Raw genomic sequence first — 24,593 nt, 5'->3', positions numbered from 1 at the left:
TACTCAGCTTGTTCTTTATCTACCAGGATCTTCCGGGCTTGCCGATGGCCCTGAGGGTCTCGGGTCGTTTGACGGTTTTGCCGACGTCGTAGCGGGGTGCCCGGTGTTTGTTCTTGGCGCCGGGTGGCCGTCCGGGGCCTGCGCCTCGGGGTTTGGGAACACGGGCCGGGCAAGCGAGGTGAGCGCGGATGTTCCTGAACCCCCGGCGGACCCGGGCCGGGGTGAGCCGGTCGGCGGTAGTGGGTTTCTCCCAGGGCCGTCGGAGGTCCGCGGCGAGCTGTCGGGCGAGCCGGAGCTGGGTGTGAGCGACGATCAGGATCCATGTCCAGCGGCCCGCCGCCTCGGGAGTACGGAGTTTCGGTGTCGTCCAGCCGAGAGTCTGCTTCGCGAAGCGGAAGGTGTGCTCCAGATCGAAGCGGCGGAGAAATGACTGCCAGAAACGGTCTACTTCGTCTGGGGTGGCGCCGGTCTTGGAGGACCATAACCACACCGGCGGGGCATCTCGGTCCTTCGACAGGTGCTCGACCTTCAGTCGTATCAGCGTGCCCTCGACCAGAGGAAGCTCGCCGTCGTGGTCAAGCCAGGAGGAGCGGTGGGTGAGCCGGGGATGGCCCCGGTCCCACGCCTGGGTCTCGGCCTTGCCGTAGTTGGTGGTGTCGGTGACCGTGGTGATCGCGGGCTCGGGCCAGGTCTCCGGTTTGGTGAAGCGGAATTCCGGGCCGTGCTTGGGCGGCCGGCCGTTGACGCCGTGCATCCGCGGTGGTTTCGGCAGGCGCATGACGCGGTCGGAGCGGACCCGCCCGACCATCTCGACCGGCAGATCGCGCAGAACCCACGCGAGACGGGTGACGTCATAGCCGGCATCGCTCACGATCACGATGGCCGGGTCCCCGGCCTGCCACTGCCCTGCGGCAATGAGCCGTTCAACGACTCCTCGGAGCTGGGCGGCGGTGACCGCCGTCGCGTCGTCGACCGGGCCGAGCCGGACCGCGTCCAGGATCGCGGTCCAGGACGTGGCACCCGGCTCCAGCACGGCGACGAAGGAGTAGGGCCAGCCCGGGATGAACTGCGATGCCGTCTTCGCACGGCCGTAAACGTGGCAGAACAGCCGGTGCGCCGAGCACGGTGCGTCCGAGCGAAGCCACGGTGACACATCGACCGCCAGGACCAGGCGCCCGCCGTCGAAACGCGGTAGCGGCAGCGTGGCCAGCACCGCCCGCAACCGGTCGACGTCGATCCGGCCGTGGTTCAGGCCTCCGTACATCGCTCCGTGCCTACGACGGTGCTCGGGCAGCAGCGTCAGGTCCACCGGGGACTTCACCGCGCCGTCAGCACACAGCACCGCGTCCGCCAGCTCGAACAGTTCATCGCGCCGGGCGGTCAGACAACTCGTAGAACTCGCCCCTGAAGCGTGACGCTTCAGCGAACGCTTCCCGCCGGACTTCGTGGTGCAGCAGACTCACGCTCGCGGCTTTCGTCGTGGTCACGTGTACTCCTTGGTCGGAGCACATGATCAGACGAAGGCCACCCCCACGTCTGGCTAATTCCCAGGCGAGCGAACCCGTTCGAGACGCCGTTCGACCTTGTGGCACCATGTGCGGCATGACGACCAACCGAAAGGCCCATGCCGCGTAGACGGCCAGGACACATCCGGGCCGGAATTCCGGACCGGCAGCAGTCACACCGCCCGAGGCCGGCCATCGACCGCCTCTCGCCGCGAGCGCTGTCCGAGATCGTTCGTCTTGAACGCACGCGGAACTACCTCCAACCGGGGGACATCAACTCGGCTTTGCGCCTGTGGAAGGACTACGTCCACCGGCCTGCCCGCGAACTCTGGCACGACGATGAGTTCGGCAACGTGCACTGGTACTGCTGCGGCAACCCTCTCGAAGGCCGTGCCCTGCTCGACGGCGTGATCCAAGCAATGTCGCCTCGCGGAGCCCGCGAGCTCCGCAAGATTGTCGAAGAGCTCGACGCCTTCATGGGCCCGCCCAACCCAGCCTCAGACCGCAGAAGATAAAGAACAAGCTCAGAAGGGTCAGCCTGTCATGAGCCGATGCCTCGGTGATCACCCTGCTGCAGCAGGAGGCGGAAACGCGACCGCTTCATCGAAGGGGACACGTGCCAGGAGGCAGTGGTGGAGCTGTCCGAGCATGCGGTTGAACAGGTGCCGGAGGGCTTGGGCATGCCAGTCTCCCACCTCTCGTCGGCGCCGGTAGTGGGCGTTGGCGCCCTTGGAGTGGGTGAGGGTGGCGAAGGCCCAGAGGTATCCGGGTCCACCGTGTCCACTCACCACGAGTAGCGGCGGCGTAGGCGCGCGGCGCGCCACGGGTTCGGCCGGCCACCGGGGTACTGCCGTGAGCGGCGCCGGACGGGCAGCGGCTTCGGTGTCGGCGACTCCGCCTGTCGCAGGCGGCTGGCGTCGGTGAGCCGCTCCAGGCGCTCCTGCTGTTCCGGTGAGAGCTGTATCAGGATCAGGTCGACCATGGTTCCTCCTCGTGTCCGTGGGCGGTCCCCGTACTTTCGCTGCGCCCTGATGTCTCCGGAGCCGGAGCGCCGGTCATGTCCCGGGTTCTGGCGCGCCGACTTCGAGCTGCGTCCCGCCGGGCGGTCATGGCCGGGGGCTGTGGCCCTGGTCGTGACCGGGCGGCTGACGCTGCTGCTCGTGCTCCTGGCGGTGCTGGTCGACCGGGCTGGCCGAGTCGGCCGCCGCGGCCTTCCGGTCCTCCATGGCGCGGCGGCGGGTGTCGGCGGCGCGGGTGAAGGCGGCGAGCCGGGCCAGGTTCTTCGGTGTGCGTAGCCACGTCGCCGGGTCGGTCGTGCGGCCCTCCAGGTATTCCTCGGGCATCGCGGCCTGCTGGTGGGCGTGGACGGCGGCGGCCCGCTGTGCCGGGGTGAGGGCGGTGTCGCGGCCGGTCTGGTCGATGGCGTGGGGAGCAGATGCCGTCTCGCCCTCGAGGTCGCGGTGGTCGGCGGGTGCGGAGACGGCCGAGGTCGTCGCCTCGGTGGCGGTGGCGGTGGCGGTGTCGGCTCGGATGCGGGCGTCGCGGATCGCGTTCTGCACGGCGAGGCTGGCGAGGCGGGCGCGCTCGTAGCGGCTGGACTCCCGTGGCGGTGTGCCTTCGGCGGGGGCGATCCACCACCGGTGGGGCACCGGGAAGTCGGCGGTGTAGGTCATCCGGTCCGCCGCCGGCGCTTGGCGGCCGGGCTTCGTGACCGTGTGAAGGCGAGAGTGCCGGAGCAGGGCCCGGTGAGCGATGTAGTCGTCCAGGCCGCGGGTGAACTCACGGCCGCGCAGCGTCTCCAGCAGGTGCCGACGCGCTTCGGCCAGGACGTGGCGCCGGGAGAACTTCTCCCGCACGGTGAAAACGACCGCGGCGACGTCGACGGCGGCGAGCGTCACGTCCACGGCGGGATCCACCCGCGCCCGGATCGCCGTGCCCCAGGCTCGGCACCTGTCCAGGAGGCTGTCGATGAGCTGCTGGCCGAAGCGGAGGATCGCGGAGGCCCGCCACCACGCGAGCAGCTGCGCGAGCGGCTTCGGCTTCTTCTTCGCGGGCCGGGTCTCCTGCGCCGCCCACCAGCCCAGTTGGTGACGGCCGCGCTCTGAGGGCAGGTGCCCGTGGTCCTTCACGTACTGGTCGGTGAGTACCTCCAGGGCGTCCTCGATGCGCTGGCGGCGGGTACCCGTCCAGTTGATGAGGTCCTCGGGCACTCCGGCGATCTCCATGACCGGTCGCAGGCCCGGCGTGACCTCCCGGGGCACGGTCGCCAGCCCGAGGGTCTCGCACACCTCGGTCGTCATGGCGAGGGTGTAGAGCGTCCCGGCGGCCACCACGTTCTGGTAGAGACGGTAGGTGTCCAGCGCACCCCAGACCGGTTCACCGTCGGCATCCAGCCGCTGGACGCGGTTGAGGATCAGGCAGTGCTCGTGCAGGAGCGGGAAGCCGTCGCGGTTGTCGTGGTGCCGGAAGGCAGCGACCACGAGCGCGGGCGTCTTCGCGCGGCCGCGGCCCGACGCCCACCGGGTCTCGGCGACCTCATCCTCAATCCAGCGCAGCGCGACGGCGACGGCCCTCTCGTGTGCCCGCTCGATGACCCGGCGCACGGTGGCGTCGCCCAGCGCCCACAGCACGACCAGCGACGCCTGCGGCCGGAACGTGAAGTCCATGCCGAGCACCGGGGTCTGCTTGCGGGCCTCGATCTCCTCGAGCGGCTGTCCCAGGACCGTCAGTCGGCGGGCCGTGGCCGTGTCGACGCCTCCGTCCAGGAGGCCGCGCTCGATGCGGTCGGCGTCCGGGTGCCGGCCCTCGCCGAACAGCAGCTCCATCTGACGCTCGGACACCTGGCCGCCCTCGATGAGCCCCAGCGCACGCAGACCACGCCCCAGCCACCGTCCCGGTGGGAGCCCGGCCAGCTCCTGGGCGTCCTTCAACGACTGTCCGGCCGGGCGACGGCCGTCCCCGAACGCCACTCCGCGTATGTAGTACCGCCACGCGTTACGCCTCTGGATCTTCGCGACACTCAGCATCGCCACAGCACACACCGACCCTGACCTGCAGAAAAGCGCGATCTCGTGAGACGGGAGGGTTCACCGAAACTTCACGGCCGATCCCGCCCGGCGGGCGCTCGCGGAACCACCGTGCCCACCCGGCGGACACCACCAGGGCCATGTAAATGCTGCGCGGCAGCCAGTCACACACGCCTCACCCGCCTCAAGAACGCCGCGTAACCGCCTCCAGCACTATCCAGCGCACATTCACGTACTACTTCCCGGACGACGACCAAGGACATCCCACCCGCACTCGTCACCACCGACTCCACACCCGAGCCAGATACCCATCGCCCCCGGCAGCACCGGGGGCTTCGTGCTTCCTGGAGAACCGACGTGCCGACGTACGAGACCACCTCCCGCTTCACCGCCGATCTTGACCGCCTCACCCCCGACCAGCGCCGCCGATTCCGCCGCACCGTGGCGGCCTTCGTCGAAGACCTGCGCACCGGCAGCTTCCGTCCAGGCCTGCGCATCAAGCGCGTCCAGCAAGCACCCGGCGTCTACGAACTCACCTGGTCCATGGGCACCGGCCCCGCAGGACGCGCCACCTGGCAGTACGGACCCGCGCAGTCTCCCGGCCTTCCCCACGTGATCTGGCGGCGCATCGGCACTCACGACATCCTCACCGGCCCGTGACGCCGTACCCCGCCGGGGCCGCGGGAAAGGGGTCAGTCGCCGGCGGGCTCGGCGCCAGCGCCTACGGGTGCCCGGGCTCTGCCGGTGCCAGCCGCTCGGCCAGGTCCCGTGCCGTGTCCGGCCGCAGCGGTGTGCTGCGGGCGACCGGCCGGAGCACGCCTTCCGCGTCGAGGCGGCCCAGCACGAGCGTCCGCGGCCGCCCTACGGTGCCGGTGGCCGCGCCGATCACGGCCTCGGTGGTGTCACGGCGGCGCACCTTGTAGAGCGCCCGGGCCCCGGGCAGGTACCACCAGCCCCTCGATACCGGAGACCTGTGTCCAGGAGGTCAGCCATTCCTGGGCCGTCGCCACGTCGGTCGTCTCTGGGCACAGCGTCCACGGAGCACTCAGCCCTCGGTCGGTGAACAGCTGCTCCAGGCGGGCGCGCCGCTCCCCGTACGGGACGTGCAGCAGCTCCTGGCCGTCGGCCTGGAGGAGGTCGAATGCGATGAAGTGCGCCGGGGTCTCCTGGGCGAGCCGGGCAGCGGTCCGGCCGCTGGAGGCCGCTCGGCGCTGGAGTGCCTCGAACGACATCCGGCCCTGCGCCCAGACGACCAGCTCACCGTCGAGGACCAGACCGTCGGGCAGGGCCGCGGCCGCGTCCACGAGCTCGGGAAGACGGTCCTGCAGGAATCTGCCACGGCGGGACTGCAGCAGCACTGGACCATGTGCCGGCCACGGAGTGAAGACGAGCGCCCGGTAGCCGTCGAACTTCGGCTGAAGCCGTAGCTCGCCGGGCAGCGCGCCTGGCCCGGGCACCGTGTCCCGGGCCTGCGCCAGCATCGGTTCCACCGGCGGACGAAGGACCGGCACGCGCCCCATCCTCACCGCCCCGTGACCGAGCCAGGCCCCGAAGACGAAGGCGCAGCCCTGTAGTCGTGGGGGTCTCCCCCACGCCACTCCACCCACCGCGGGTCATCGAGGACACGCTCGGGGTCGTCGACACCGGCGCCTTCGAGGAGCACGACCAGGTCGTGGTCGGAGAAAGCGGTACCGAGGCGCTCCTCCCGGCCACGGCTGTGCACGGTGACCCGCCGGCCGCCCGCGCTGGACGGCCGGTGGACCACGATCGGCGCACTGCTCACGCTCCCAGCCTGACCCGAGGCGGACAGAGCGGCGAGCCGGCACCGGCCAGCCGGACCTCTGACCGGGAGCCAGCGGCCCACTGTTATCGAAGAGGTAGCTGGCCGCCTCTGCGATGCCGCCTCAAGGCTCGCATCGCATCATCGGGAGCCCCCGGCATCGACTTCAGGGGGCGCCGGTTCCAGGTCTCTCGCGAGCGGGACCAGAGCAAGGACACGTTCTCGAAGAGCTGTGGGCAGGTGGTTGAAGGCTTTGCTGTCGTCGGGGTAGTTGGCGTAGAGCGCGTACAGGGCTGCTTCCAGTACTTCGTGTCGTTCTGGCTGGCTCCAGCCAGAACGGGCAGCGATGTCGCTTCCGACGGAATGCCACACCACTGAGTGCTCGGGTGCTGGCTGGCCTGTTAGTCCAGCCAGGTGCTCTTCGACTCGTGGTGTGAGGTATGCCTCGACTTGGTGATCTCCGTTGAGCTGAAGGAAGCGGCGTAGGGAGTGCTGCTCTACTCCTTCGTCTCGCAAGTAGGCGCTGATCGTGCCAATCAGGAGGTTGAGGTGTTCCAGGGCGTCGGTGAGCTTGTAGAGCGTCATCCTCTGCCACTCGGCAAAGTCTTGGCCCCAGCGTCCTTCGTCCATCGCGAGGTAGAGGTACCTGGTGATTCGGTGGGAGTGGTACCGCACGAGTTCGGTCAGGGTTTCGGGGACAGGCATCTCGTGGAAGTTCTTGGGGCCTGGGCCTGCGGGAGGGGCCGTGGCCTTCGTGATGTCGTCGAGCTTACGAAGTCGGTCCGCCCGAACTGCCTTCAGCGCAGCTGCGTACGGTTCGCCAGTTTCGGCCTGTCGCCGCCGGGCCGCGTTCGCCCGGGCCTGGTTGGGGGACTGCATGGCTTGCTTTCCGCGTCAGCCCCGTGATCTGACGCTGGCGATTTAGACGGAACGAGGCCAGCGGCGACTACGCGGAGCGTATTTCAGCTGTCGATGCAGTCTCCGCTCACGGGGCGGTGGGTGCTGAGCTGGAGCCGTCACATGGCGACTCTGCTGCGAAGAACGACTGCTGGCCGGTTCGGTTACGGGCTGGTCTGAGCTTCGCCGGGTTTTGGGAGCTCCGCGCGGCAATGCGCTGGAAGGGAGGATCTCGACGCGAGTCCTAGTAATGTTTAGCCTCATGAGCATTCCCAGCCCCAGAGGTGAGCGAGAGAAGCTAATCACTGCTCTCACTCCCCAGCTACGCAGGCACCTGAAGATCCGCGCCTTTGAGCATGGAATGGACATTCAGGACGCGGTCGAGCATGCCCTCCACGCCTGGCATACGGCTGATGGCCTGCCAGAGGTGAAGACCGAGGGCGCCAAGACATGGGGGACATTTCTTCCTGTCGGTGAGCCGGATCGGTTTAAGGCAGCGTGCACCGAGCGCGGTGTCACTTACGTTCAGGGCCTGGCACAGGCATTGACGCTCTGGCTTGAAGCGCATCCCTCCCCCACCACTCCTCTCACTGAACAGCCGGTCACCCGCGTCATAGTGGCCAACCAGAAGGGAGGGGTTGGTAAGACGTTCATTTCCAGTGGTGTCGCCCAGGCCCTCGCCGAGGCAGGGCGTCGGGTCCTGATCGTCGACTACGACCCTCAAGGGCACCTCACTGCAGAACTCGGTTTCGAGGACCTCATGTACGAGGACGACGTCGAGACCTTGCTGATGCACATGGATGGGACGGCCAAGGGCGACATCCACGACCTGCTGGTCGCGTTGGACCAGGAACGATTCGGCGAGCGGCTGCACTTGCTGCCCGCGAGTGATGACGCGTTCTTGCGGGACGTGGCACTTTCGAAGGTGTCGTTTAGCGAGGCTGCCCTGGAACGTGCCCTGGAGCCTCTGGAGGACGACTACGACGTCATCATCATCGACGGGCCGCCCAGCCTCGGCCTGAACATGGACACCGCTCTGTACTACGTCCGGCGCCGCGAAGGCGAATTGTCAGACCGTTCTGGCGTCATCACTCCGGTGTGGGCAAACAAGGCGTCACATCGGGCGTTCCGGCTGCTGCGCACGCAGATGGAAGACCTGTGTCGCAAGGGACGCATCACGGTCGACTATCTCGGACTGGTCATCAACGCCTACGACAGCCGTCGCGGAAAGCTGGTCAAGGAGAACCGCGACCAGTGGGAACGCAGCAGTTCGCCGGCGGTTCTGGCGGTCATCGGGGATCTGAAGGAAGGTCGGGAGGCTGCAGACGGGGAGATCCCGTTGCTGGAGTATGCGCCCGACAGTGAGCACGCGCAGGCGATGCGCGACCTGGCGAAGGAACTGGCGGTATGAGGAAAACCAAGCCCAAGGGCCCGCAGGTACGCGTGACGCGCGGCTTCACTGTGGACGAGGACGGCCAAGATGGTGGCCAGGAGGCGCCACGGCGTGTCCGGACGCGCCAGCAGATCATTAACGGGGAGGGGAAGCGTCCCCCGGCGTCGGTCGAGCTGAAGCTCCTGGCTCACAACCCTTTCAATCCGCGCGAAGAGCTCACGGAGATCGACGAGACTGCCGCTTCTCTGAGGGAGAAGGGGCAGATTCAGCCCGTCACGGTGGTCAGGCGGGCTGCGTTCGTGGCCGTTCACCCTGATCAGGAAGAAGCTCTTGCCGGGGCCGAGTACGTCGTTATCGACGGGAACCGACGGCTCGCGGCCGCGGCTGAGGCCGAGCTTGCGGAGCTGCGAATCGACGTCAACGACGCCCTCGCCGCGACGGCTGCGGACATCCTGGAAAGCGCGCTGATCGCCAACGTCCACCGTGTGGATGTCGCTCCGCTGGACCAGGCCAAAGCCTTGCAGGAGCTCGTCCGCGTCCATGGTTCGCAGGGAAAGGTGGCCAAGAGGCTGGGTAAGACGCCTGCTTGGGTATCGCAGCGGCTCGCGCTGCTGGAGCTTACGGATGATCTGCAGGAGAAGGTCGAGTCGGGGACGCTGAAGGTCGAACCGGCACGTCGCATCGGCCGGTTGCCGAAGGAGCAGCAGGCTGCTGAGGCGGATAAGGTCATTGCTGCGGCCAAGACGCCTCGGCAGCGATCCCCTCGGGCACGGCAGGAGACGCCCGCGACCGTTAACGCCGTTAATACCCCGACGGTGGAGACGACCTCAGGCGAGGAAGACGTCTCGACCGTTAACGGCGTTAATACCCCTGCGCTCGACGGTGAAGCCGATCAGCGGGCCTTGGACGAGTCCGGAGCCAATGCGCCCGGGAAGGACCAGCCTGGGGCTGAGGCCGCGCAACCGGTAGTCACGGGTATCAAGTTTCCCTACGACAACGCCGTCCAGGCTGCCGAGTTCCTCAACGCCCGCATGGACGACGCCCAGTTCTTGATCCTCGTGGATACGCTGGCCGAGATGGCTGAGCATCGCCGCGGCTCAGTCCGGTCCGCTGCCCAGTAGAGGCATCGGAGAACTTCTCCACGAAGTCGGCAGTCAATCGACGGCCCCAGAAGCACGAGATGAGGCCTTGTTGCCCGGACCTTAGGTCCGGGCAACAAGGCCTCATCTCGTGCACTCAGGCACTCGCCCGTGACAGCGGTGCCCACGATCACCACGGCGTCGGCCTGATCGATCTCTGCGAGAACTCTGCGCACGCCTGGAAACCGCTCATCAGGGCTGTGGGATCGGTGACCGCTCCGTTGCGTGCTGGCGAACCCTGTCATCAGCCGCCAGAGGGATCCAATCGGACCCGTACCGCCGGCAGGCCCCGAGAAGTCCGGGTTCATTGGGTGTCCGCCGCGCCTGTCGTCATTCATCGTTTGCCGGCGCTCAGGGCGCCATGTGCACAGCGGCACACCAATCGCAAGAGTGCCGCACAAGACAAGAGACGATCTTCGATGGCCAACATTTCGATCAAGTTCGGAAGGTATGCGACTCCCCTACTACGGTCCTTCACGGTGTGCACGCATACGTGCACACCGTGTGCATCCGTTCAATAGGAGGAAGTTGATGAGCCGCACACAGCGCATAATCGCGGCGGCTGCCTCGCTGGCAGCCGCCGTGTCCTTTGCTGTCACTGGTAGTGCTACCGCAGCCGACACTCCCGGGCATCAGGCGCTTGGAACAATCAAGGCCGCCGACCTCCCAGTCCCGGAATCGGAGCAGGGCCAAGTGAGAATCGGCACCGGAAAGTCGTGCTCCCCCATCCAGCCCTCCGCGCGGGCCGCTCTTGGCGGTGCGACTATGGCGTGTGTCGAGACCAGGCCGCTGGTGGCAAGCCGCACCTCTACTGCGTGGAGTGCCGCACAGACCGCTGACGCCGAAGCCTGCGACATTAGTCAACCGGGTTACTGGACCTGGACCCGGACTGGCGGCATGTGTCTGAACGGTCAGGAGATCACCTACACGCTGTGGAACGATAAAGGCGCGGTCTTGGGTACCGGCCTGATGAACGTGAAGAGCAGCATGGATCTCAGCGCCACCAGCGTGAGCTGGAACGAGCTGATCACCGTCAAGGTGATCGCCGTGACCGGGCAGGTGACGAGCCTTAACGTCTCTTTCGACGTGTCCTGCACCTCGGCCTGTTCAGCACCCAGCAACCGCCCCTGGACGGGTGCCAGGACTCTGGGCGTAGGTGCGCAGGCGTCCGGATCTGTCACCTACAACAGCAACATCGCTTCTGGCGCGTCGGACAGCTTCCAGACGAAGTACCACATGTACGTCACCACCACGGGCAGCATCCCCACTCAGCCCAACGTCAACTGGGACAGCCCCGTCCAGGCGAAAATTCGATGCGATGCGGAGCTCGCCACGCCTGGCTGTGTCATCCCCGAGAGAAGGGCCAGCCTGGAGTACTCGCTCTCTGACCCCAATCACGGGGCGGCCGCCGCTGCATACGGCTTCGCCCAGGCCAACCTGCGTGACTGGGCCCCGCTGAGTCGGGCGGACGGACTCAATGACGCCAACCGGGCACGCACGTGCGGATCCCAGAGCAGCGATCCTTTTGTACTGCTTCCGCAGTACGTGCCGAATGACTCCTGCGACGAGTTCCCCTTCGCCGGATCGTTCGAAGGGGGAACCGATGGTGCTCTGTGTGCCGACATCATCCCGCTGTTCCAGAACGGGCAGTGGATGATTTATGAGGCTCGTACAGACAAGCCGGTCACCTTCGATGAGCCGTGTATACGCGGTCACGTCGCTCTGGATGCCAACCAGTCCGCCGGCGGCAAGTACGGGGCCTTTGTGAAGAGCCAGCGCATCCTGGACACCGAGAAGTACAACGTCAACATCATCGCCTGATACTGGACACCGCCGCATAGCTAGGGCCCCGAGAAGGGACACTCTCGGGGCCCTTCCGTAGAGCTGAAGGAGAACAACGTGGAGGACTCACCGCCCACGCCGTGGGCATGGGTCACAGATCCGAGCACGGTGATGTGGTGCGTGACCTTCACCCGCTGCATCACACCGCATGACGTCCTTGCCCGGTACGGGGCAGACAGCCGAACCGCCCAAATCCTGACTCGACAGCAAGCCGTGCAGCTGAGCGGGGCAGAGGGATCGGTGCTACGCGCCGGAGCCCTGAACAACTGGTCGTTCTGCTTCGAGGAGTACGGAGTCATGGGTGCAATGTCCGGCCCCCTGTCGGCACTATCCCAAGGCACCGAGACCTTCAGCGTCCTACGGGGCGGGGACGGCATGAACGGCTTCGCGTGCTGGCGCGACGGTCAGTGCACCGAGCGTTTCGAGCCCGGCTACACCTACACCAGACCACCTGCACCACACCCTTGGTGGAACGCTGTGCAGGAACAGCTCGACGCAGCGGGCACGGAGCATTCCGGTCTGGTACCCGTGCTGAAGGCTGTAGCCCACCACACCGAGGCGGCGCTCGACACCGACACCCTCAACGGCCCGCTGCTAAGCCTGTTCCTGGACGACAACAGCCGCACCTCCGATCCACCGCCTCAGCCGCACCCTGGCCTCCTCCAGCCACCGGGACGTCTACTGGGACCTGCCCAGCCCGGGTGGCCTCAGCCACCTGCGGCACAGCACGCTCCCAACGTCTCCACCATCCGGTACACACACGGCCTCAGAACCGAGGAATAGCAGCATCGCCTCTTTGGGAGCACGCAAGTTCGTCACCGCCGCCATGGCCAACATCTCAGACGACTTGCCGCCTTCGCCTGATCAGGCCGCTGCCCAGAAGTCCTCGGCGCGCAGCTGCTGGTCGCGGCGGCCACTCCAGCTCCCAGCCGGGCCGCAGCCTGGCCGCTCCCCACCGGTCCGGCTGCTCGGGGATTGGCGCGTCCGGCCCTGCCCCCGGCACGGGGCCGGAGGCAGGCCTTCGGGTAGAGCAGGGCTCAGACAGGCTCACCATCTTCGCCACGAAGATCTACCGCAACGAGCGGCTCACCCGGGCATCTCGCTCGACGGCGTCGCGCGTCTCAGCGGGTGCGGGTGTGGTCCCTTGACGGCACGGCTCATTCGCGGACCGCCGCGGCGTACTGCTCCTCCATGCCGGCGCAGCCTCCGGCCCCCGATGTTCGGGCGTACGACCAGGAGCAGCAGGACTGCGGCGGTCGTCAGGGCGAGGATGGCGGCGGCGCCGATGATCTTGGTGGGGAGGGGGAGGGGGAGGGGTTTGTCGGCGAGGCTGGCGAGTCCGGCGAGGAGCGCGCCGTCGAACGCCAGCAGTAAGGACGCTTTGCCGTCGACGCGTGCGAGCTCCGTGGCCGTGTCGGCGCACCCTGCGTCGAGGTTCCGGTTCACCGTGGCCGATTCGGTGCTGGCGGCGGGGTCGGTGCTGATGGTCACGTCAGCCGGGCCGTGGCGGCCGTAAGGATGTCGGCGTGGTCGAATGCGAGGTCGGGGAGCTTGTCCAGGGGCCACCAGCGGGCGGTGGTGGCGTCGTTCCCGGCCGTCGGCGGGATGGGCGCGGGCAGGGTGGTCGTGTAGGCGATGCTGACGTACCGGCCGCGCGGGTCACGGTCGGGGGCGTCGAAGGCGCCGACCTGCCGCAGGTCGGTGACCGGGATGGGGATGCCGGTCTCTTCCTCCAGCTCGCGCGCGGCGGCGGCCAGGCTGGTCTCTCCGCTGTCGACGTGACCTCCCGGAAGAGCCCATGAGTTCTTGTACGGGGCCCAGCCCCGCTCGATCAGCAGGACGTGGCCGGCGGCGAGCAGGACGACGTCGGCGGTGAGGTGAATCGTCTCGTGGGTGGTGTCGGTCATGGGATGGGGTCCTCTCGGGTCAGGCGGCCAGCAGGTGCTGGGCCGGGGGAGCGATGTAGCTGGCGGGGTCGGCCGGCGTGCCGTCGTGGCACTCCAGGCAGGACCCCAAGGTCTTGAGCAGTGTTGGCGGAGTGCACTTGTTCCGTAGCTGCGGTATTCCAGTGCCAAGGCGCCACGGAAGCTGTCCTCGGGGTAGCCAGCTGTGACTGAGCGGGGTAGTTGGCCGCGCGGAGTTGTGCCGGGCAAGCCCCCTTCGGGTACGGATGGAGTCCGTCGCTAGGCTCCGGGCCCATGACCAGTGATTTGGGGTTCACCTGCACGTGCTGCGGGGCCCACCACCCTGAGCTGCCGATGAACTACACGGCCGAGGCCCCCGCCGTGTGGGATCCGGCCTTCGCCGACGCCGACGACTGCTTGCTCTCTACGGACCAGTGCGTGGTCCGCGCTCAGCACTACTTCGTCAAAGGCCTGATCGAGATACCGGTCATCGGCAGCGACGAGGCGTTCTCCTGGGGCGTCTGGGTCTCGCTCAGCCGAGAAAGCTTCTCCCGGGTCTCAGACCTGTGGGACAGACCCGGCCGCGAAACGGAGAAGCCCTACTTCGGCTGGCTCACCACCGATCTTCCGGTGTACCCGGCGACGACGCTCAATTTGAAAACGCGCGTCCATACCCGCCCGGTCGGCGAGCGCCCCTTCGTCGAGCTGGAGCCCACCGACCACCCCCTCGCCATCGAGCAGCGCACAGGGATCAGCCTGGAGCGCGTGCGGGAGATTGCGTCGGCCGTGCTCCACACCGGTGACGGCGAGCAGCGGTAATGGCCGACCAGCCCGTATCGCCCGTCCCGGTCGCGCCTGCCGGCCTGAGCCGCAGGGCCCAGAGGTTCATCGAGACGGAGGGCATCCGCGCATCAGGACATCCGGCGACACCACGATGCGTGGATCGAGCACGGGATCCCCGTGGCAGAGATCGAACGGGCCACTGCTTTCCAGGACCGCTGGGGCGGCCTCGCCTTGCCGCCGGCCCCTTTCTACGAGGGTGGGCAGTGCTCCGCGCCTGTCGGCGTCGGCTGGTGCCGGCGGGCGCGGAGCTGTGGTGGGGGTGGGTTCGGTGGCGGGGGCCGGGGTGTTCGCCCTCTACTCACGGGTGACGGTGCGTGAGGTTGTATGGGGTGTCAGGGTTGTTGGGGGTGGGTTCCGGTGGGCGGCTGTATGGGGTCTGCCGGGCGGGATTCCAGGGGGCCTTCTCGACCCCAGACACCCCATACATGCAGGTCAGGAACCCATACAGGGCGGCATCCCAGACGGGGTGTCTGGGATGCCGCTGTAGGGGGTGTTGGGGGTGCGGTGGTCACCCTCGGTATCTTTCGATAGCGGTGGCGAGGGTGTCGGCGTAGTAGCCGAGGCCGGGTTTGTCGGTGCCGGGGACGCGGAGCTGGCCGCCTGCGGGGCGCTCGACGTCGACCTCCCGCAGGATGCTGTTGAGGTCGATGCCGAGCGTCCGTGAGTCCTCGTAGCCGAGCGCCTGGGCGAGGGGCCCAGTGTGCATCCGGCCCCCCGCGGCGAGCACCGCCTCGTGTGCGCGGAGGAGAAGGACGGGCACGCCGTCGGCGGTGAACCCGTCGTCCTCAAGGCCGTCTTGCTCCCCGTCGTCGTCCTCGCCGTCGGGGCCGAATTCGTCGTCCAGGCCGTCGTCGATGTCGTCGTACTCGTCGACCGGAGGGGCCGGTCGTGGTGACGCAGCGTGTCCGGGTGCTGGGGTGCTCAGGCCGCGCATCACAGCTTCGATGGGGTCGGTCCACTGGCCGCGCAGCCGTCCGGCGGCGGTGCGGATGCGGGTGATGGTGTCGATCAGGGTGAGGAGGTCGGGGCCGTCGAGCCAGAGGGAGCGGATGCGTCGGTAGCGGTCGGCGAGGAGGATGCCCATGCCGCGGATCGCCGGGTCGAGGGTGGAGGCGTCCCAGCCGGCCTTCGCCGCGCCCTGGGAGAGTGCCATGTTGGATTCGGTGGTCTCGGTGACCCGCATCGCCCATTTCCAGGTGATGTTGCCAGTGACCAGGCGGGGCAGGACGCCGTCGGCGCCCTTGGTGACGACCTGGGTGGCGATGACGAGGATGATGCCGAACGCGAGGCCCCGGGCGGCGAGCGCGCTGAGGGCTTCCTTGATCGCCGTGCCGTGCTTCTTGTCGCCGGTGATGGCCGCGGCTTCGTCGACGACCACGAGCTCGAGGCCGCCGAGCTCTGCGATCAGGGCGGGGTCGTCGATCTGTTCCATCCCGTACCGCTTGAGGATCGCGGCACGGCGGTCCAGGTCGGCGACCAGGGACTCGAGCAGGGCGCGGGTGCGTTTGGCGCCCTTGGTGCCGGGTTCGTCGATGAAGGTGGCGGCCAGGTTCCTCCACCGGTCCTGGCCGGGTGCTTTGCCGTCGACCAGGCGGAGGTTCACTCGCAGGTCCAGTAGGGCGCCGGCGATGATGCCGCGCAGGGCCGCGCCCTTGCCGGAGCGGGAGGCGCCGCCGAGGGCCAGGCTGGTGTCCTTGAGGACGAGGTTGACCAGGGCGCCGAAGGCGTCGAAGGCGACGGGGATGCCGTCGGTCCAGACGTCGACCGAGTCCATGCCGACCAGGGGTGAGGTCCGTGGTGTGGTGAACGGGTCTTCCTGGAAGGCGGCGACGGCGATCGTTTTGGCGTTGCCGCCGACGGAGGCGTGGACCGGGTCCATGAAGAAGCGGGCCCGGTCGAGGCCCATCTCCCCGGCGACCTGGCCGAGTTTGGGCAGGACGGTCTCCACGGTCACCCCGTCGCCCTTGGGCAGGACGACGTGGGCGAGCCATCCTCCAGGCACGCGGGTGATCGAGTCGGGCCGGGCGAGACGGACGGTGCCTTCGCTGATCGCTCCGGCGGCGAGCATCGCCTCGGTGAGCTGGTCGGTCTCCTCGCAGTCCAGCTCGCCCTCCACCGGACCGGACGGGGCGGCCGGGGCAGGGGAGTCGGCCGGGGTCCAGGACGCGGTGAAACCGGCCTCGGCCCCGGACGCAGCCGTAGCCGGTTTGGTGAACACCGGCCCGGCCGGCCCGGTCTGGCCGGGGATGAACGCGGCCTGGCCGGGGGAGGCGCTGGTGGGTGCGGCCGTGGCGGTGGCCGGTGCGGCGGGTGCGGCGTAGTCGAGCTGGGGGACCTCCGGCGGGGCCGCGCGCCAGGCGGTGAACCGGCCCTTGGCCCAGCCGACGGCCACCAGCCCGCCCAGGAGGCCGCCCAGGAGCGTGGGGCCGCCGAACTGGAGCATGCCCCACCCGGCGGCCACACCGGCCGCGATGGCCTTCCAGCGGCGGCGGTTTCCCATGCGTTTGCGGTGGGCGGCGAGCTCTGCGGCGGTGGGCTCGCGGTGTCCGGTGTAGGGCTGGAGCTCAATCTGCCGGACGCGCTCGCGCCACGCGGCGGCCTCGGAGCGCAGCGCCTCGGCGCCCTTGCCAGCACGTTTGTGGTCGGCCGGGCTGGCGTCGTCGGCGCTGCCCTCGGCCAGCTTCTCGTCGGCCGCCTTCTCCAGCGCTTCGGCCTTCTCGGTCAGGCTCTGTGCCTCGCGAGCCGCCTCTTGCTGCCAGGTAGCGTGCCGGTCGTTGAGAAGGTCGGCGCGGACGTGAGCGTCGGTGACCGTGTCGCTGTTGAACCATCCGGCGCGTTCTGCGCCCAGAACGCGCAGGCCCTCGCGGACGGCGGTGGCCTCGCGAAGCGCGGCCGCGCTGAGGAAGGTGATAGTGCGGGCTACCAGACCAGGCCGGTCGGGCAGGTCGGGCCGGTCGGCTGAACCGGTGTCGGTGGTGGGTTCGTCGTCGTCGACGAACTCGGCGTCGACGACGATCCGGTCGGGCAGGTGGGTCATGGTCCTTCTCCAGAAACAGGGGCTGCGGCCGGGCGGTGACGGCCGTCCGCACACACGAGCCGCCCCTGGCCACGAGGGCGGAGGGGCGGTGCGGGTGGGTGCGGGCGACCGATGGCGCCGGGACACGGCGGTCGGGGGAGCGGGGGTCAGCCGACGTTTCCGAGGAGCTGCGTCCCGAAGTTGTTGACGGTGGGGATCACGGTGGCGGCCACCGCGCCGCCGAGGACGGCGGACAGGCCGAGCAGGACGCCGGCGACGATGCCGCGCTTGGCGAGCTTCTTCTCCTCGGACTTGATCGCCTTCCACAGGCCGAAAACGACGACGGTCAGGAGGAAAAGCAGGATGTTGCCGTCGGCGGTCAGCTCGACCGGGGTGGCGCGGACGGCCCGGGTGGCGTCCCCGCCGGTGATCCCCCACAGCGCCAGCGACCCGGCGCCGTTCCCGAACAGGGTGATGGCCCCGGCGCCGAAGGCGATCAGGCCGCCGGTGCACATGGAGGCCATGCCCCCGTAGGCCATGCCGCCGGCGAAGGGGATCAGGGTCCGCCAGTCCTTCTTCTTGGACTTGAAGTTGGCCTTGAGCCAGTGGGCGGCAAAGTGGACCGGGATGGCCAGGCCGATGGCCAGGCCGCCAGCGGTCAGGGTGGAAGTGGGCAGGTTGAGCACGGTGACCTCCGGATCACATACGAAAAAAGGGGGACGAGAGAAGAGGGGTTACTGGAAGGGCAGGGCGGCGAGGATCTGGTCGCCGAGGTGGTTCATGGCCGGGATGAGAGTGAGGGCGGCCAGGCCCAATGCCCCAGCAGTCAACCCGGCCGCCGAGCCGACCAGCGCACCGGCCGCGATCTGGCGGCGCAGCTGGTTGTCGCAGCAGCGCCAGGCGAGGACGAGGACGGCCAGGAGCACGGTCGTAGCGACGGCACCGCCGGGGCTCATGCCGGACGGTGCGGTCTCGGGCAGCAGCCGGCTGCTGCCCGCACCCACCACGAGGTTGCCGAGGGGGTTGGTGATGGTGGTGACGGTGCGGCGGGCGGCCCAGCCGAGCAGGCCACCGGAGCACAGAGCGCTGAGCAGGCCGATTACCAGGCCGCCCGCGATGGCGGCCGCCGAGGGTACCTCGCGTCCGTTGCGCCACCACCGGGCGAGCGTGAGCACCAGGACCGCGGATGCCAGACCAAAGCCGCCGAGCGATAGCTGGGTCGGTGTCACGCTCACGGCAGGACCACCGCCACGACGGATCCCATGAGGATGTTCAGGCCGCCGAGCAGAGGGCCGGTACCGAACGCGAAGGCGGCGCCGAGCAGGACTGCTTCCCCGACGGCCCAGAGGAAGGCCAGAGCCGCCCGGTGCTTGCGGAGGAGCAGGCTGGTCAGGAGGCCCAGGGAAAGGATGCCGGCCAGGGCGAGGATCAGGGCGCTGGTCATGACCACACCCCGGTGAGGAGGTAGCCGTACAGGTGCAGGCCGGCCGGGGTGGCCACAGTGGAGACGAGGAGATTGAAGGTCAGGACCCGCACCAGCCAGGACCTGACACGGCTGTGCGTGCGCAGCTCCAGGATTCCGGTGACGGCCAGCGCGGCCATCAGGATGCCGGGCTCGTCCCCGCAGACGTGAAGCACCTTGCCCGTCACCGGCAGCAGGAGCAGACCCGCGACCAGGGCGCTCCCGTTCTTGGCCGGGCTGAGCCGGGAGACGCTGAACCGCGGCGGACGGTCCTGGGTGGGGTAGTAGTGGTAGTGGTTTTCCACCAGGGTCTGCGGGGGCGCCTGGGGCGCCATCACGCCGCCCCAGGACCACGGAGGCCCGGCCGGCGGCGGGGGTGGAGGGGGTGTTCCGCGTCGGGGCGGCGGGACCGGTTCCGGGCTCGCCGACGGCGGCGTCGGCGGCTGGGACAGAGGCGGGGGAGGGGGCGTCGCGCGGTCGGTGCGCTCGCCGGAGAGCTCGACGTTGGTCGGCTCGATCGGCTGATCACGGCGCACGTGCGTGGTGTCCGTCACCGCCGGTCTCCCGTCTCATCGGGGCTGGTCACGAGGCCGGAGTGGCCGAACTGGCGGGTCTGGAACCAGACCTGGACGGCGCGCTCATCCGCGTCCACGGGGGCCGGTCCGGCCGGAACGGGTGCGGGGTCGGCGGGGTGGAAGCCGTCGGGCAGCGCCGGTACGGGGCCGGCGGGGTACCGCGTGTCGGGCAGGAGAGGGCCGGGCAGGCGGGTCGCCGTGACCGGGGCGTCGGCGAGGGCGAGGCGCCGCAGGTGATTCAGACGGCCGGGACGGCGGATGTGCAGGCAGGCGAACAGCACAGTGGTCTCCAGGGAAGTTGAGACCCGAGGGCCGTGACACCAGGTGCTGGTGTCACGGCCCTCGGGAAGTCAGGTTGACGGGGTGTGGGCTGGTCAGCGGGTGCGCCACCAGCCGCCGCGGTCCTGGCGGGCGCGCTCGGAGGCCTCCCACGCCTGGCCCTGCCGGTCCGCCTTCGTGGCGTTGCGGTGGTGGGCTTCGCGGCGCTTGCGGGTCGCCCTGTCGCTCGCGGACTCACGGCCGCTGTACTCCTACGTGGCAAGCTCTCGGTCGTTGCCGATCAGGCCGAAAAAGGCCATGGTGAACACGCTCCTGACGCGGTGTTGGGGGCATGCGAGCGCCGCTCCTGGCCGGGCCGTGGAAAGCGGGCCGGGAGCGGCGTGGTCGGTCTGGCGGCCGTGGCGCACCACCAAGCCGTCCACCGGGTGCTGGTGGGTGGGGCTGGTGGCGACCATGCGGTGCCAGGTCGGGCGCGGTCCGTGCGGTGTCCGTACGGTCCGTCAGTGGACCTGGTGCTGCTTGAGTGCGACGGCAATCTGTCCGGCGCGGTCCGTGGCGATGGACCCGCCGTCGGTCCGGACCGCTTTGGCGATGTTGGACCGGTTCAGCGGCTGGCCCTCGGTCCGGAGCCGGTCCAGGGCGGTCCGTTCCAGGTCCGTGAGCTCGATGACGGTCCGGTCCGGTCCGTCGCCGGTTTCCCGGTCCGGACCGGTCCGGTCCGTCGACTGGTCCGTTGTCCGGTCCGGACCGTCGTCGGGTCCGGTCCGTCGCCCGCCCTGGTCCGGTCCGGAAGTCCGGTCCGGACCAGGAATGCGGTCCGGGTCCGGGGTCGTGGTCCGGACGGTGACGCTGCGGGCGGGGTGCGCGGCGGGCACGGTCTTCGCTTTCCGGTCCGGACCGTTGTGACCGTGCAGGTCAGCGGGGGTGCGGTCCGTCGGACCGGGGTCCAGTGCGAGGGCAGGTCCGGCGGTCCGGTCCGGCCGGACCGGGGTTCGGACCGGGGCGTGGACCGTGTTCCGGGGTTCCGGACCGGTCCGGACCGGGGACCGGTCGTAGTGGACCGGAGGGACCGGTCCGGCGGTGTGGTCCGGTCCGGGACGGTCCAGGCGGGTGAGGGTGAGGACCGTGGGGATCGCGGCCGGACCGTGATCCTCGGTCCCGACCCTGGGCACAACGACGCGGTGCAGGGCCCGTCCGGTCCGGACCGCCGTGCGGTCCGCGAGCTGCGCGGCGGCGGCGGTCCAGGCCCGGTCCAGGGTGGTCAGGCGGGCATCGGTGATCGCGAGGGACCACGCGGTGAAGGAGTGGACCGGGTAGCGGACCCAGCGGACCGCCCCGATCGTCGGGCGGGCCTTGGCGACCTTGCCGTCCTCACGGAGCTTGCGACGGTGAATCAGCGACGCGTACAGCTCCCACAGCACCATCCCCACGACGCTCATCGCAGCGAAAGCGACGGCCTTCGGGGTGAAGTGCCAGTAGGTAATCTGCTCCGCCCACTTACCGGCGGTCTCGTCCCAGACCCGGCTGCCGGGCACGGGCTCGGCGGAGGCGTGCCAGTAGTTCATGGCCGCGGCACCGAGGGCGAAGATCCACGTGCTGACGCGGTAAAGCGTTCCGGCGTCACCGCAACGGCGAGCCTGGTGGTACATCCACCCGACAAACGCGGTCGACAGCTCCCAGGCCGCAGCGAACAGAACCGTGAAGGGGGCGACCCAGCCGAGGATGTCCCCGGCGAAACCGGCCTGGCCCGTCCAGGCGACCGCCATCGGCGCGGTGATCGGCCCGACCACCATCAGCCGCTCGGCATTGACCTTGACGAACTTCTTGACCCGGTCCGCCACGGTCGGCTGCCCGGCCCGGCGCGCGGACCGCTCCTGACGAGCCTTCGCCCTGCGGGCCGTGCTCTCGTCGCGCCGCGCGGTGCGGGCTGCGTGCCGGAGACGCTTGCGCTCAATCTTCCGCTCGGTCCGCGACGTCGCCCGCCGCATCTGCTCGGCAGCCTCCCTCAAGGTGCCGTCGGCCTCCGCCCGTACGAGGTCCGCGTCCGACTCACGGACCCGAGCCCGGGCGAGAGCGGCCTCTGCCTCCTTCAGGTCCGCGGCGCTCTTCTCCCTCGCCGCCGCCAGGACCCGGTCGGCCTCCGTACGGGCGGTACGGGTGAGCCGCTCGGCGTCCTCGGCCGCCGTCGCCCGTACCCGTTCCACGTCCTCCCGCGCAAGCTCCCGCGTCCGGGCCGCCTCCGCGACCGCGGCCTCACGGGCCCGCCCGGCGTCCTCACGCAGCCGGGCCGCCTCGGCCTGCGCCTCACGCACCCGCTGCTCCGCGTCGGCCGCGGCCCGGGCCTTCAGGTCCTCCGCCGCCCCGGCACCGGCCGCGCGCTCCTGGGCCGCGTCCTCCTCTGCCCGCTCACGCACCCGGGCCGCCGCATCAGCCGCCTCCGCCCGAACCTCCTCGGCCCGTGCGGCCGCCGTGCTGATGGCTTCCTCGGCCTGGCGGCGGGCGTCGGCGAGGACCTGGCCGGCCTCGCCGGACGCCGCCGCTGTGACAGTGCCGGCCTTCGTGCGCGCGTCGGCCAGCAGCTGCTGGGCCTTCGTCTCGGCGTCGGCCAGGATCGCGGTGGCTGATTCGCTGATCGAAGCCGCCTCCGAACGGGCGCCGTCCAGCAACTCGGCGGCGCGGGTCTCGCTCTCGGCGCGGATGCGCGCGGCATCGGCGTCGGCCCGGTCCCGGAGGCCGGCCGCACCGGCCCGGACGGCGGCCGCTTCCTCGGCCGCCCGCGCCAACAGCGCCTCGGCCTTCCCCTCCGCATCACGACGGACCTGCTCCGCCAACTCCCGGGCGCGCCGCTCGATCGCGGCGGCGGTCCGTGCGGCCTCGGCCCGGTGTCGGGCAGCGACCGCACGGGCCCCGGTGCTCGTCTTCTTCGCGTCCAGACGGGCTTCCTCCCGGACCTGCTGCGCCGCATCCGCCGCAGTGCTGCGGATGTGGTCGGCGTCCTCGGTCGCGGCGGTGAGCCGACGGCCGGACTCGTCGATCACTTCGGCAAGGATCTGCCGAGCCCGGGCCTCGGCAGCGGCCCGGGCTTCCCCGGACTGCCGCAGCGCCTGGTCGGTCAGGGCGGTTGCCCGGGCCTCGGCGTCGTCCAGGATCCGGCGCGCCTCGGCCTGTGCGGACTCGTGCAGGAGGTCGGCCGCGTCGGCGGCCCGGTCCCGGGCATCGGCCACCACCGGGTCGGCAGCCGGATACGTCGTCGTCTCCGTCTCGGTGGCCTCTTCGCGAGGGGCGGGAAGAGGGACGGGGGCCGGTGCGGTGGTGCAGGCGGTCGGCGTGCCGGCTCTGGTGGTCTTCCGGGGCCGGGCCTGCGGCTTGGGCTTGGGCTTGCGCTTGGCCGGGGACTTCGAGCGGGCACTCGCCACGACGGGGATCTCCTCGTATATAAGGGGCCGGCCTTCCTCCGGCAAGAGCGAAGGAAGGCGTCGGCGCGGTAAGAACGGGTGGTACGGGCGGGGGTCAGCCCTGTGACGGGGTGGTGGTGAGCGAGGCCACCTTCTTCACGTGGTCGCGCTGCCGCTCGACCACGCCGTTCACCCGCTCCATGAGCGGGCTGTCGCCGTATCCGGCGTACGCGCTGGCGGACTCGACGACCCAGCCGGTCGTGTCGAGCCCGGCACGCGCGTGTGCCTCGGCCGGGGAGATGCTGCTGCCGTACAGGTACTTCTCGTCGACCGCGGCCAGGGCGGCGGCCTGCCAGTCCCAGGCCCGCGCCGCCGCCAGCGCCCGCTCCTGCGCAGCGACCAACGTCGACACGGCGGCGCGCCAGTGGGTGTCGGCGGTGGTGTCCAGGGCAGTGAACGCCCTGTCCATGGACTCGTGGGCCTGGACGTAGTCGTCCCAGACCGGGACCATTTCCGGGCGGAGCGCGGTGAGCGCGCGGACGTACGCGGCATCGAGCCACAGGCTCCGGGCCTCGATGAACTCCTTCTCCAACAACCTGAGTGCCTCCTGCGGGAGGCGGGAGTCCTCCCAGACCTCGCGGGGCAGGTCGGGCTCCGGCTCCGAGCCGGTGAACTTGGCGAAGGTGAAGGTCAGCACCCCGTGGGGGTTCGTCGTGACGCCCTGGAAGTGCGGGTGGTGGTGGTCGGCGAGCTGCTGGGCGAGCTGCTGGATGTCGTCGTGACTGGTCATGATCGGGTCCTTCATCGGTGGTGGTCCGGGCTGTCCGGCTCCCCGTCACCGCTCGTCCCGGCTGCCGTGCTGGGCAGTCGGGACGAGCGGATCAGGCAGCCGTCAGGCCGTCAGTCCTGGGGGGGGGGAGCTCCGGCCTCTCGGAGGCGGTGGTGGTCTGCGCGGCGAGCCGGCGACGGGTCAGACAGCCTGAGCAGCCGGGGCAAGGGCGCCGTAGGCGCGGGCGAACGCGGCGGCGGCGGCGAGCAGGCCGAAGACGTCCTCGACCGTGCGGGCGGGGTGCTCGTCCCAGGCGGTGTAGCTGGCGTGGGGTGCCCCGGTCAGGGCCCTGATGAGGGCCTCGAAGATGAAGTTCAGCGCAATGCGGGTGTCCCCGCTGAACCGGTGCTCGGGATCGGTCGCCTCCGCGTGGACCAGAGCCGCGCGGATACCGCGCCCGGCCGGGTAGGTGGGATTCCAGCCCTCGGCCTGCAGAGCCCGGGCGGCGGCTTCGGCGTGGGCGGCGATCTGCTCGCCGGTCAGCGGCATGCCGCTGGGGCCCCAGCGCAGCCAGTCGGTGTAGTCGTCGGTCAGGGCCCAGGCGGACTTGAGCAGCGAGGCCGGGGTGCTGGCCGGGGTCGTAGCGGCGATCGTCCCGGCGATGAACGTCTCGATGTCACGGACGAACATGTCGGCGGTGGCTTCCAGGTCACGGCGGTCGTGCAGGCCACGGTTCAGCTTGAACATGCTGTGTTCCTTACGTTGGTG

General features: G+C 69.7%; 23 protein-coding genes and 3 pseudogenes. 7 read left to right on the top strand and 19 right to left on the bottom strand.

The annotated features are described in order from the left end of the window. Positions 1–19: 19 nt before the first annotated feature. The 4 genes and pseudogenes from ACF08W_RS31660 to mobF form a co-directional block, all read right to left on the bottom strand. A pseudogene (locus ACF08W_RS31660) lies at positions 20–1,457 on the bottom strand (NF041680 family putative transposase). A 611-nt stretch (positions 1,458–2,068) separates the two neighbouring features. Beyond that, a pseudogene (locus ACF08W_RS31655) lies at positions 2,069–2,272 on the bottom strand (IS110 family transposase); the annotation flags it as partial. Between the two features lie 17 nt (positions 2,273–2,289). Further along, on the bottom strand, positions 2,290–2,487 hold the full coding sequence (locus tag ACF08W_RS31650; protein ID WP_392281400.1) for a hypothetical protein: 198 nt from the start codon (positions 2,485–2,487) through the stop codon (positions 2,290–2,292). Between the two features lie 124 nt (positions 2,488–2,611). Further along, entirely contained in the window at positions 2,612–4,531 is a 1,920-nt protein-coding gene (gene mobF, locus ACF08W_RS31645) for a MobF family relaxase (protein WP_392281399.1), read from the bottom strand. 357 nt (positions 4,532–4,888) lie between these two features. Between mobF and ACF08W_RS31640 the strand changes: the two genes are divergently transcribed. After that, a complete protein-coding gene (locus ACF08W_RS31640) occupies positions 4,889–5,191 on the top strand; it encodes a hypothetical protein (RefSeq protein ID WP_392281398.1) in 303 nt (100 codons plus the stop codon). A 61-nt stretch (positions 5,192–5,252) separates the two neighbouring features. Here ACF08W_RS31640 and ACF08W_RS31635 read toward each other — a convergent pair whose 3' ends face one another. The 4 genes from ACF08W_RS31635 to ACF08W_RS31620 form a co-directional block, all read right to left on the bottom strand. Beyond that, entirely contained in the window at positions 5,253–5,447 is a 195-nt protein-coding gene (locus tag ACF08W_RS31635; protein WP_392281397.1) for a hypothetical protein, read from the bottom strand. Then, positions 5,434–6,042: a hypothetical protein gene (locus ACF08W_RS31630; RefSeq protein ID WP_392281396.1), complete on the bottom strand. Its 609-nt coding sequence runs from the start codon at positions 6,040–6,042 to the stop codon at positions 5,434–5,436. Before ACF08W_RS31630 ends, ACF08W_RS31635 begins: the two co-directional genes overlap by 14 nt. 11 nt (positions 6,043–6,053) lie before the next feature. Next, the gene (locus ACF08W_RS31625; protein WP_392281395.1) at positions 6,054–6,314 is read right to left on the bottom strand and encodes a hypothetical protein; all 261 of its coding nucleotides are present in this window, start codon (positions 6,312–6,314) and stop codon (positions 6,054–6,056) included. A gap of 138 nt (positions 6,315–6,452) precedes the next feature. Then, a complete protein-coding gene (locus ACF08W_RS31620) occupies positions 6,453–7,190 on the bottom strand; it encodes a hypothetical protein (protein ID WP_392281394.1) in 738 nt (245 codons plus the stop codon). 280 nt (positions 7,191–7,470) lie between these two features. Between ACF08W_RS31620 and ACF08W_RS31615 the strand changes: the two genes are divergently transcribed. The 4 genes from ACF08W_RS31615 (at position 7,471) to ACF08W_RS31600 (ending at position 12,365) form a co-directional block, all read left to right on the top strand. Next, the gene (locus ACF08W_RS31615) at positions 7,471–8,619 is read left to right on the top strand and encodes a ParA family protein (protein ID WP_392281393.1); all 1,149 of its coding nucleotides are present in this window, start codon (positions 7,471–7,473) and stop codon (positions 8,617–8,619) included. Further along, on the top strand, positions 8,616–9,722 hold the full coding sequence (locus ACF08W_RS31610) for a ParB/RepB/Spo0J family partition protein (RefSeq protein WP_392281392.1): 1,107 nt from the start codon (positions 8,616–8,618) through the stop codon (positions 9,720–9,722). Before ACF08W_RS31615 ends, ACF08W_RS31610 begins: the two co-directional genes overlap by 4 nt. A 549-nt stretch (positions 9,723–10,271) precedes the next feature. After that, positions 10,272–11,561 (top strand): hypothetical protein, encoded by a 1,290-nt coding sequence (locus ACF08W_RS31605; RefSeq protein WP_392281391.1) that lies wholly within the window; start codon positions 10,272–10,274, stop codon positions 11,559–11,561. A gap of 78 nt (positions 11,562–11,639) precedes the next feature. Beyond that, positions 11,640–12,365, top strand: coding sequence for a DUF6461 domain-containing protein (locus tag ACF08W_RS31600; RefSeq protein ID WP_392281390.1), 726 nt, complete (start codon positions 11,640–11,642; stop codon positions 12,363–12,365). A gap of 303 nt (positions 12,366–12,668) precedes the next feature. On the opposite strand, the gene ACF08W_RS31595 is transcribed toward ACF08W_RS31600, so the two are convergent. After that, positions 12,669–13,073 carry a hypothetical protein gene (locus tag ACF08W_RS31595; protein WP_392281389.1) on the bottom strand — a complete coding sequence of 135 codons (405 nt, stop codon included), beginning with the start codon at positions 13,071–13,073 and terminating at the stop codon, positions 12,669–12,671. Further along, entirely contained in the window at positions 13,070–13,489 is a 420-nt protein-coding gene (locus ACF08W_RS31590; RefSeq protein WP_392281388.1) for an NUDIX domain-containing protein, read from the bottom strand. Before ACF08W_RS31590 ends, ACF08W_RS31595 begins: the two co-directional genes overlap by 4 nt. Before the next feature lie 351 nt (positions 13,490–13,840). Between ACF08W_RS31590 and ACF08W_RS31585 the strand changes: the two genes are divergently transcribed. Beyond that, a complete protein-coding gene (locus tag ACF08W_RS31585; RefSeq protein ID WP_392281420.1) occupies positions 13,841–14,305 on the top strand; it encodes a DUF2199 domain-containing protein in 465 nt (154 codons plus the stop codon). Further along, positions 14,305–14,530 (top strand): annotated as a pseudogene (locus ACF08W_RS31580) (hypothetical protein); the annotation flags it as partial. The gene ACF08W_RS31585 and the pseudogene ACF08W_RS31580, both read left to right, overlap by 1 nt. Positions 14,531–14,837: 307 nt before the next feature. Here the strand turns inward: ACF08W_RS31580 and ACF08W_RS31575 are convergent. The 9 genes from ACF08W_RS31575 to ACF08W_RS31535 form a co-directional block, all read right to left on the bottom strand. Continuing rightward, a complete protein-coding gene (locus ACF08W_RS31575) occupies positions 14,838–17,366 on the bottom strand; it encodes a hypothetical protein (RefSeq protein ID WP_392281387.1) in 2,529 nt (842 codons plus the stop codon). A 146-nt stretch (positions 17,367–17,512) separates the two neighbouring features. Further along, positions 17,513–18,031, bottom strand: a complete 519-nt coding sequence (locus ACF08W_RS31570) for a hypothetical protein (RefSeq protein WP_392281386.1) — start codon at positions 18,029–18,031, stop codon at positions 17,513–17,515. Between the two features lie 48 nt (positions 18,032–18,079). Further along, complete coding sequence (locus tag ACF08W_RS31565; RefSeq protein WP_392281385.1) at positions 18,080–18,580, bottom strand: hypothetical protein; 501 nt, start codon at positions 18,578–18,580, stop codon at positions 18,080–18,082. Continuing rightward, positions 18,577–18,789, bottom strand: coding sequence for a hypothetical protein (locus ACF08W_RS31560; protein ID WP_392281384.1), 213 nt, complete (start codon positions 18,787–18,789; stop codon positions 18,577–18,579). The genes ACF08W_RS31565 and ACF08W_RS31560 overlap by 4 nt, the downstream gene beginning before the upstream one ends. Beyond that, a complete protein-coding gene (locus ACF08W_RS31555; protein ID WP_392281383.1) occupies positions 18,786–19,361 on the bottom strand; it encodes a hypothetical protein in 576 nt (191 codons plus the stop codon). Before ACF08W_RS31555 ends, ACF08W_RS31560 begins: the two co-directional genes overlap by 4 nt. Then, on the bottom strand, positions 19,358–19,663 hold the full coding sequence (locus ACF08W_RS31550; RefSeq protein ID WP_392281382.1) for a hypothetical protein: 306 nt from the start codon (positions 19,661–19,663) through the stop codon (positions 19,358–19,360). Before ACF08W_RS31550 ends, ACF08W_RS31555 begins: the two co-directional genes overlap by 4 nt. A gap of 498 nt (positions 19,664–20,161) precedes the next feature. Beyond that, on the bottom strand, positions 20,162–23,077 hold the full coding sequence (locus ACF08W_RS31545) for a hypothetical protein (protein ID WP_392281381.1): 2,916 nt from the start codon (positions 23,075–23,077) through the stop codon (positions 20,162–20,164). Between the two features lie 94 nt (positions 23,078–23,171). Beyond that, a complete protein-coding gene (locus tag ACF08W_RS31540; protein WP_392281380.1) occupies positions 23,172–23,846 on the bottom strand; it encodes a hypothetical protein in 675 nt (224 codons plus the stop codon). Positions 23,847–24,026: 180 nt separating this feature from the next. Then, the gene (locus tag ACF08W_RS31535) at positions 24,027–24,572 is read right to left on the bottom strand and encodes a hypothetical protein (RefSeq protein ID WP_392281379.1); all 546 of its coding nucleotides are present in this window, start codon (positions 24,570–24,572) and stop codon (positions 24,027–24,029) included. Positions 24,573–24,593 lie beyond the last annotated feature (21 nt).

The organism is Streptomyces sp. NPDC015144, from assembly GCF_043079735.1.
Taxonomy (GTDB): Bacteria; Actinomycetota; Actinomycetes; order Streptomycetales; family Streptomycetaceae; genus Streptomyces.
Note: the sequence above shows the minus strand (reverse complement) of the source record. Positions and strands in the feature narration are given on the sequence as shown.

Coding starts and splice junctions, on each gene's coding strand:
- ACF08W_RS31535 (WP_392281379.1), bottom strand. CDS start 24,572: ATGTTCAAGCTGAACCGTGGCCTGCACGACCGCCGTGACCTGGAAGCC.
- ACF08W_RS31620 (WP_392281394.1), bottom strand. CDS start 7,190: ATGCAGTCCCCCAACCAGGCCCGGGCGAACGCGGCCCGGCGGCGACAG.
- ACF08W_RS31610 (WP_392281392.1), top strand. CDS start 8,616: ATGAGGAAAACCAAGCCCAAGGGCCCGCAGGTACGCGTGACGCGCGGC.
- ACF08W_RS31605 (WP_392281391.1), top strand. CDS start 10,272: ATGAGCCGCACACAGCGCATAATCGCGGCGGCTGCCTCGCTGGCAGCC.
- ACF08W_RS31585 (WP_392281420.1), top strand. CDS start 13,841: ATGAACTACACGGCCGAGGCCCCCGCCGTGTGGGATCCGGCCTTCGCC.
- ACF08W_RS31650 (WP_392281400.1), bottom strand. CDS start 2,487: ATGGTCGACCTGATCCTGATACAGCTCTCACCGGAACAGCAGGAGCGC.
- mobF (WP_392281399.1), bottom strand. CDS start 4,531: ATGCTGAGTGTCGCGAAGATCCAGAGGCGTAACGCGTGGCGGTACTAC.
- ACF08W_RS31590 (WP_392281388.1), bottom strand. CDS start 13,489: ATGACCGACACCACCCACGAGACGATTCACCTCACCGCCGACGTCGTC.
- ACF08W_RS31540 (WP_392281380.1), bottom strand. CDS start 23,846: ATGACCAGTCACGACGACATCCAGCAGCTCGCCCAGCAGCTCGCCGAC.
- ACF08W_RS31615 (WP_392281393.1), top strand. CDS start 7,471: ATGAGCATTCCCAGCCCCAGAGGTGAGCGAGAGAAGCTAATCACTGCT.
- ACF08W_RS31575 (WP_392281387.1), bottom strand. CDS start 17,366: ATGACCCACCTGCCCGACCGGATCGTCGTCGACGCCGAGTTCGTCGAC.
- ACF08W_RS31560 (WP_392281384.1), bottom strand. CDS start 18,789: ATGACCAGCGCCCTGATCCTCGCCCTGGCCGGCATCCTTTCCCTGGGC.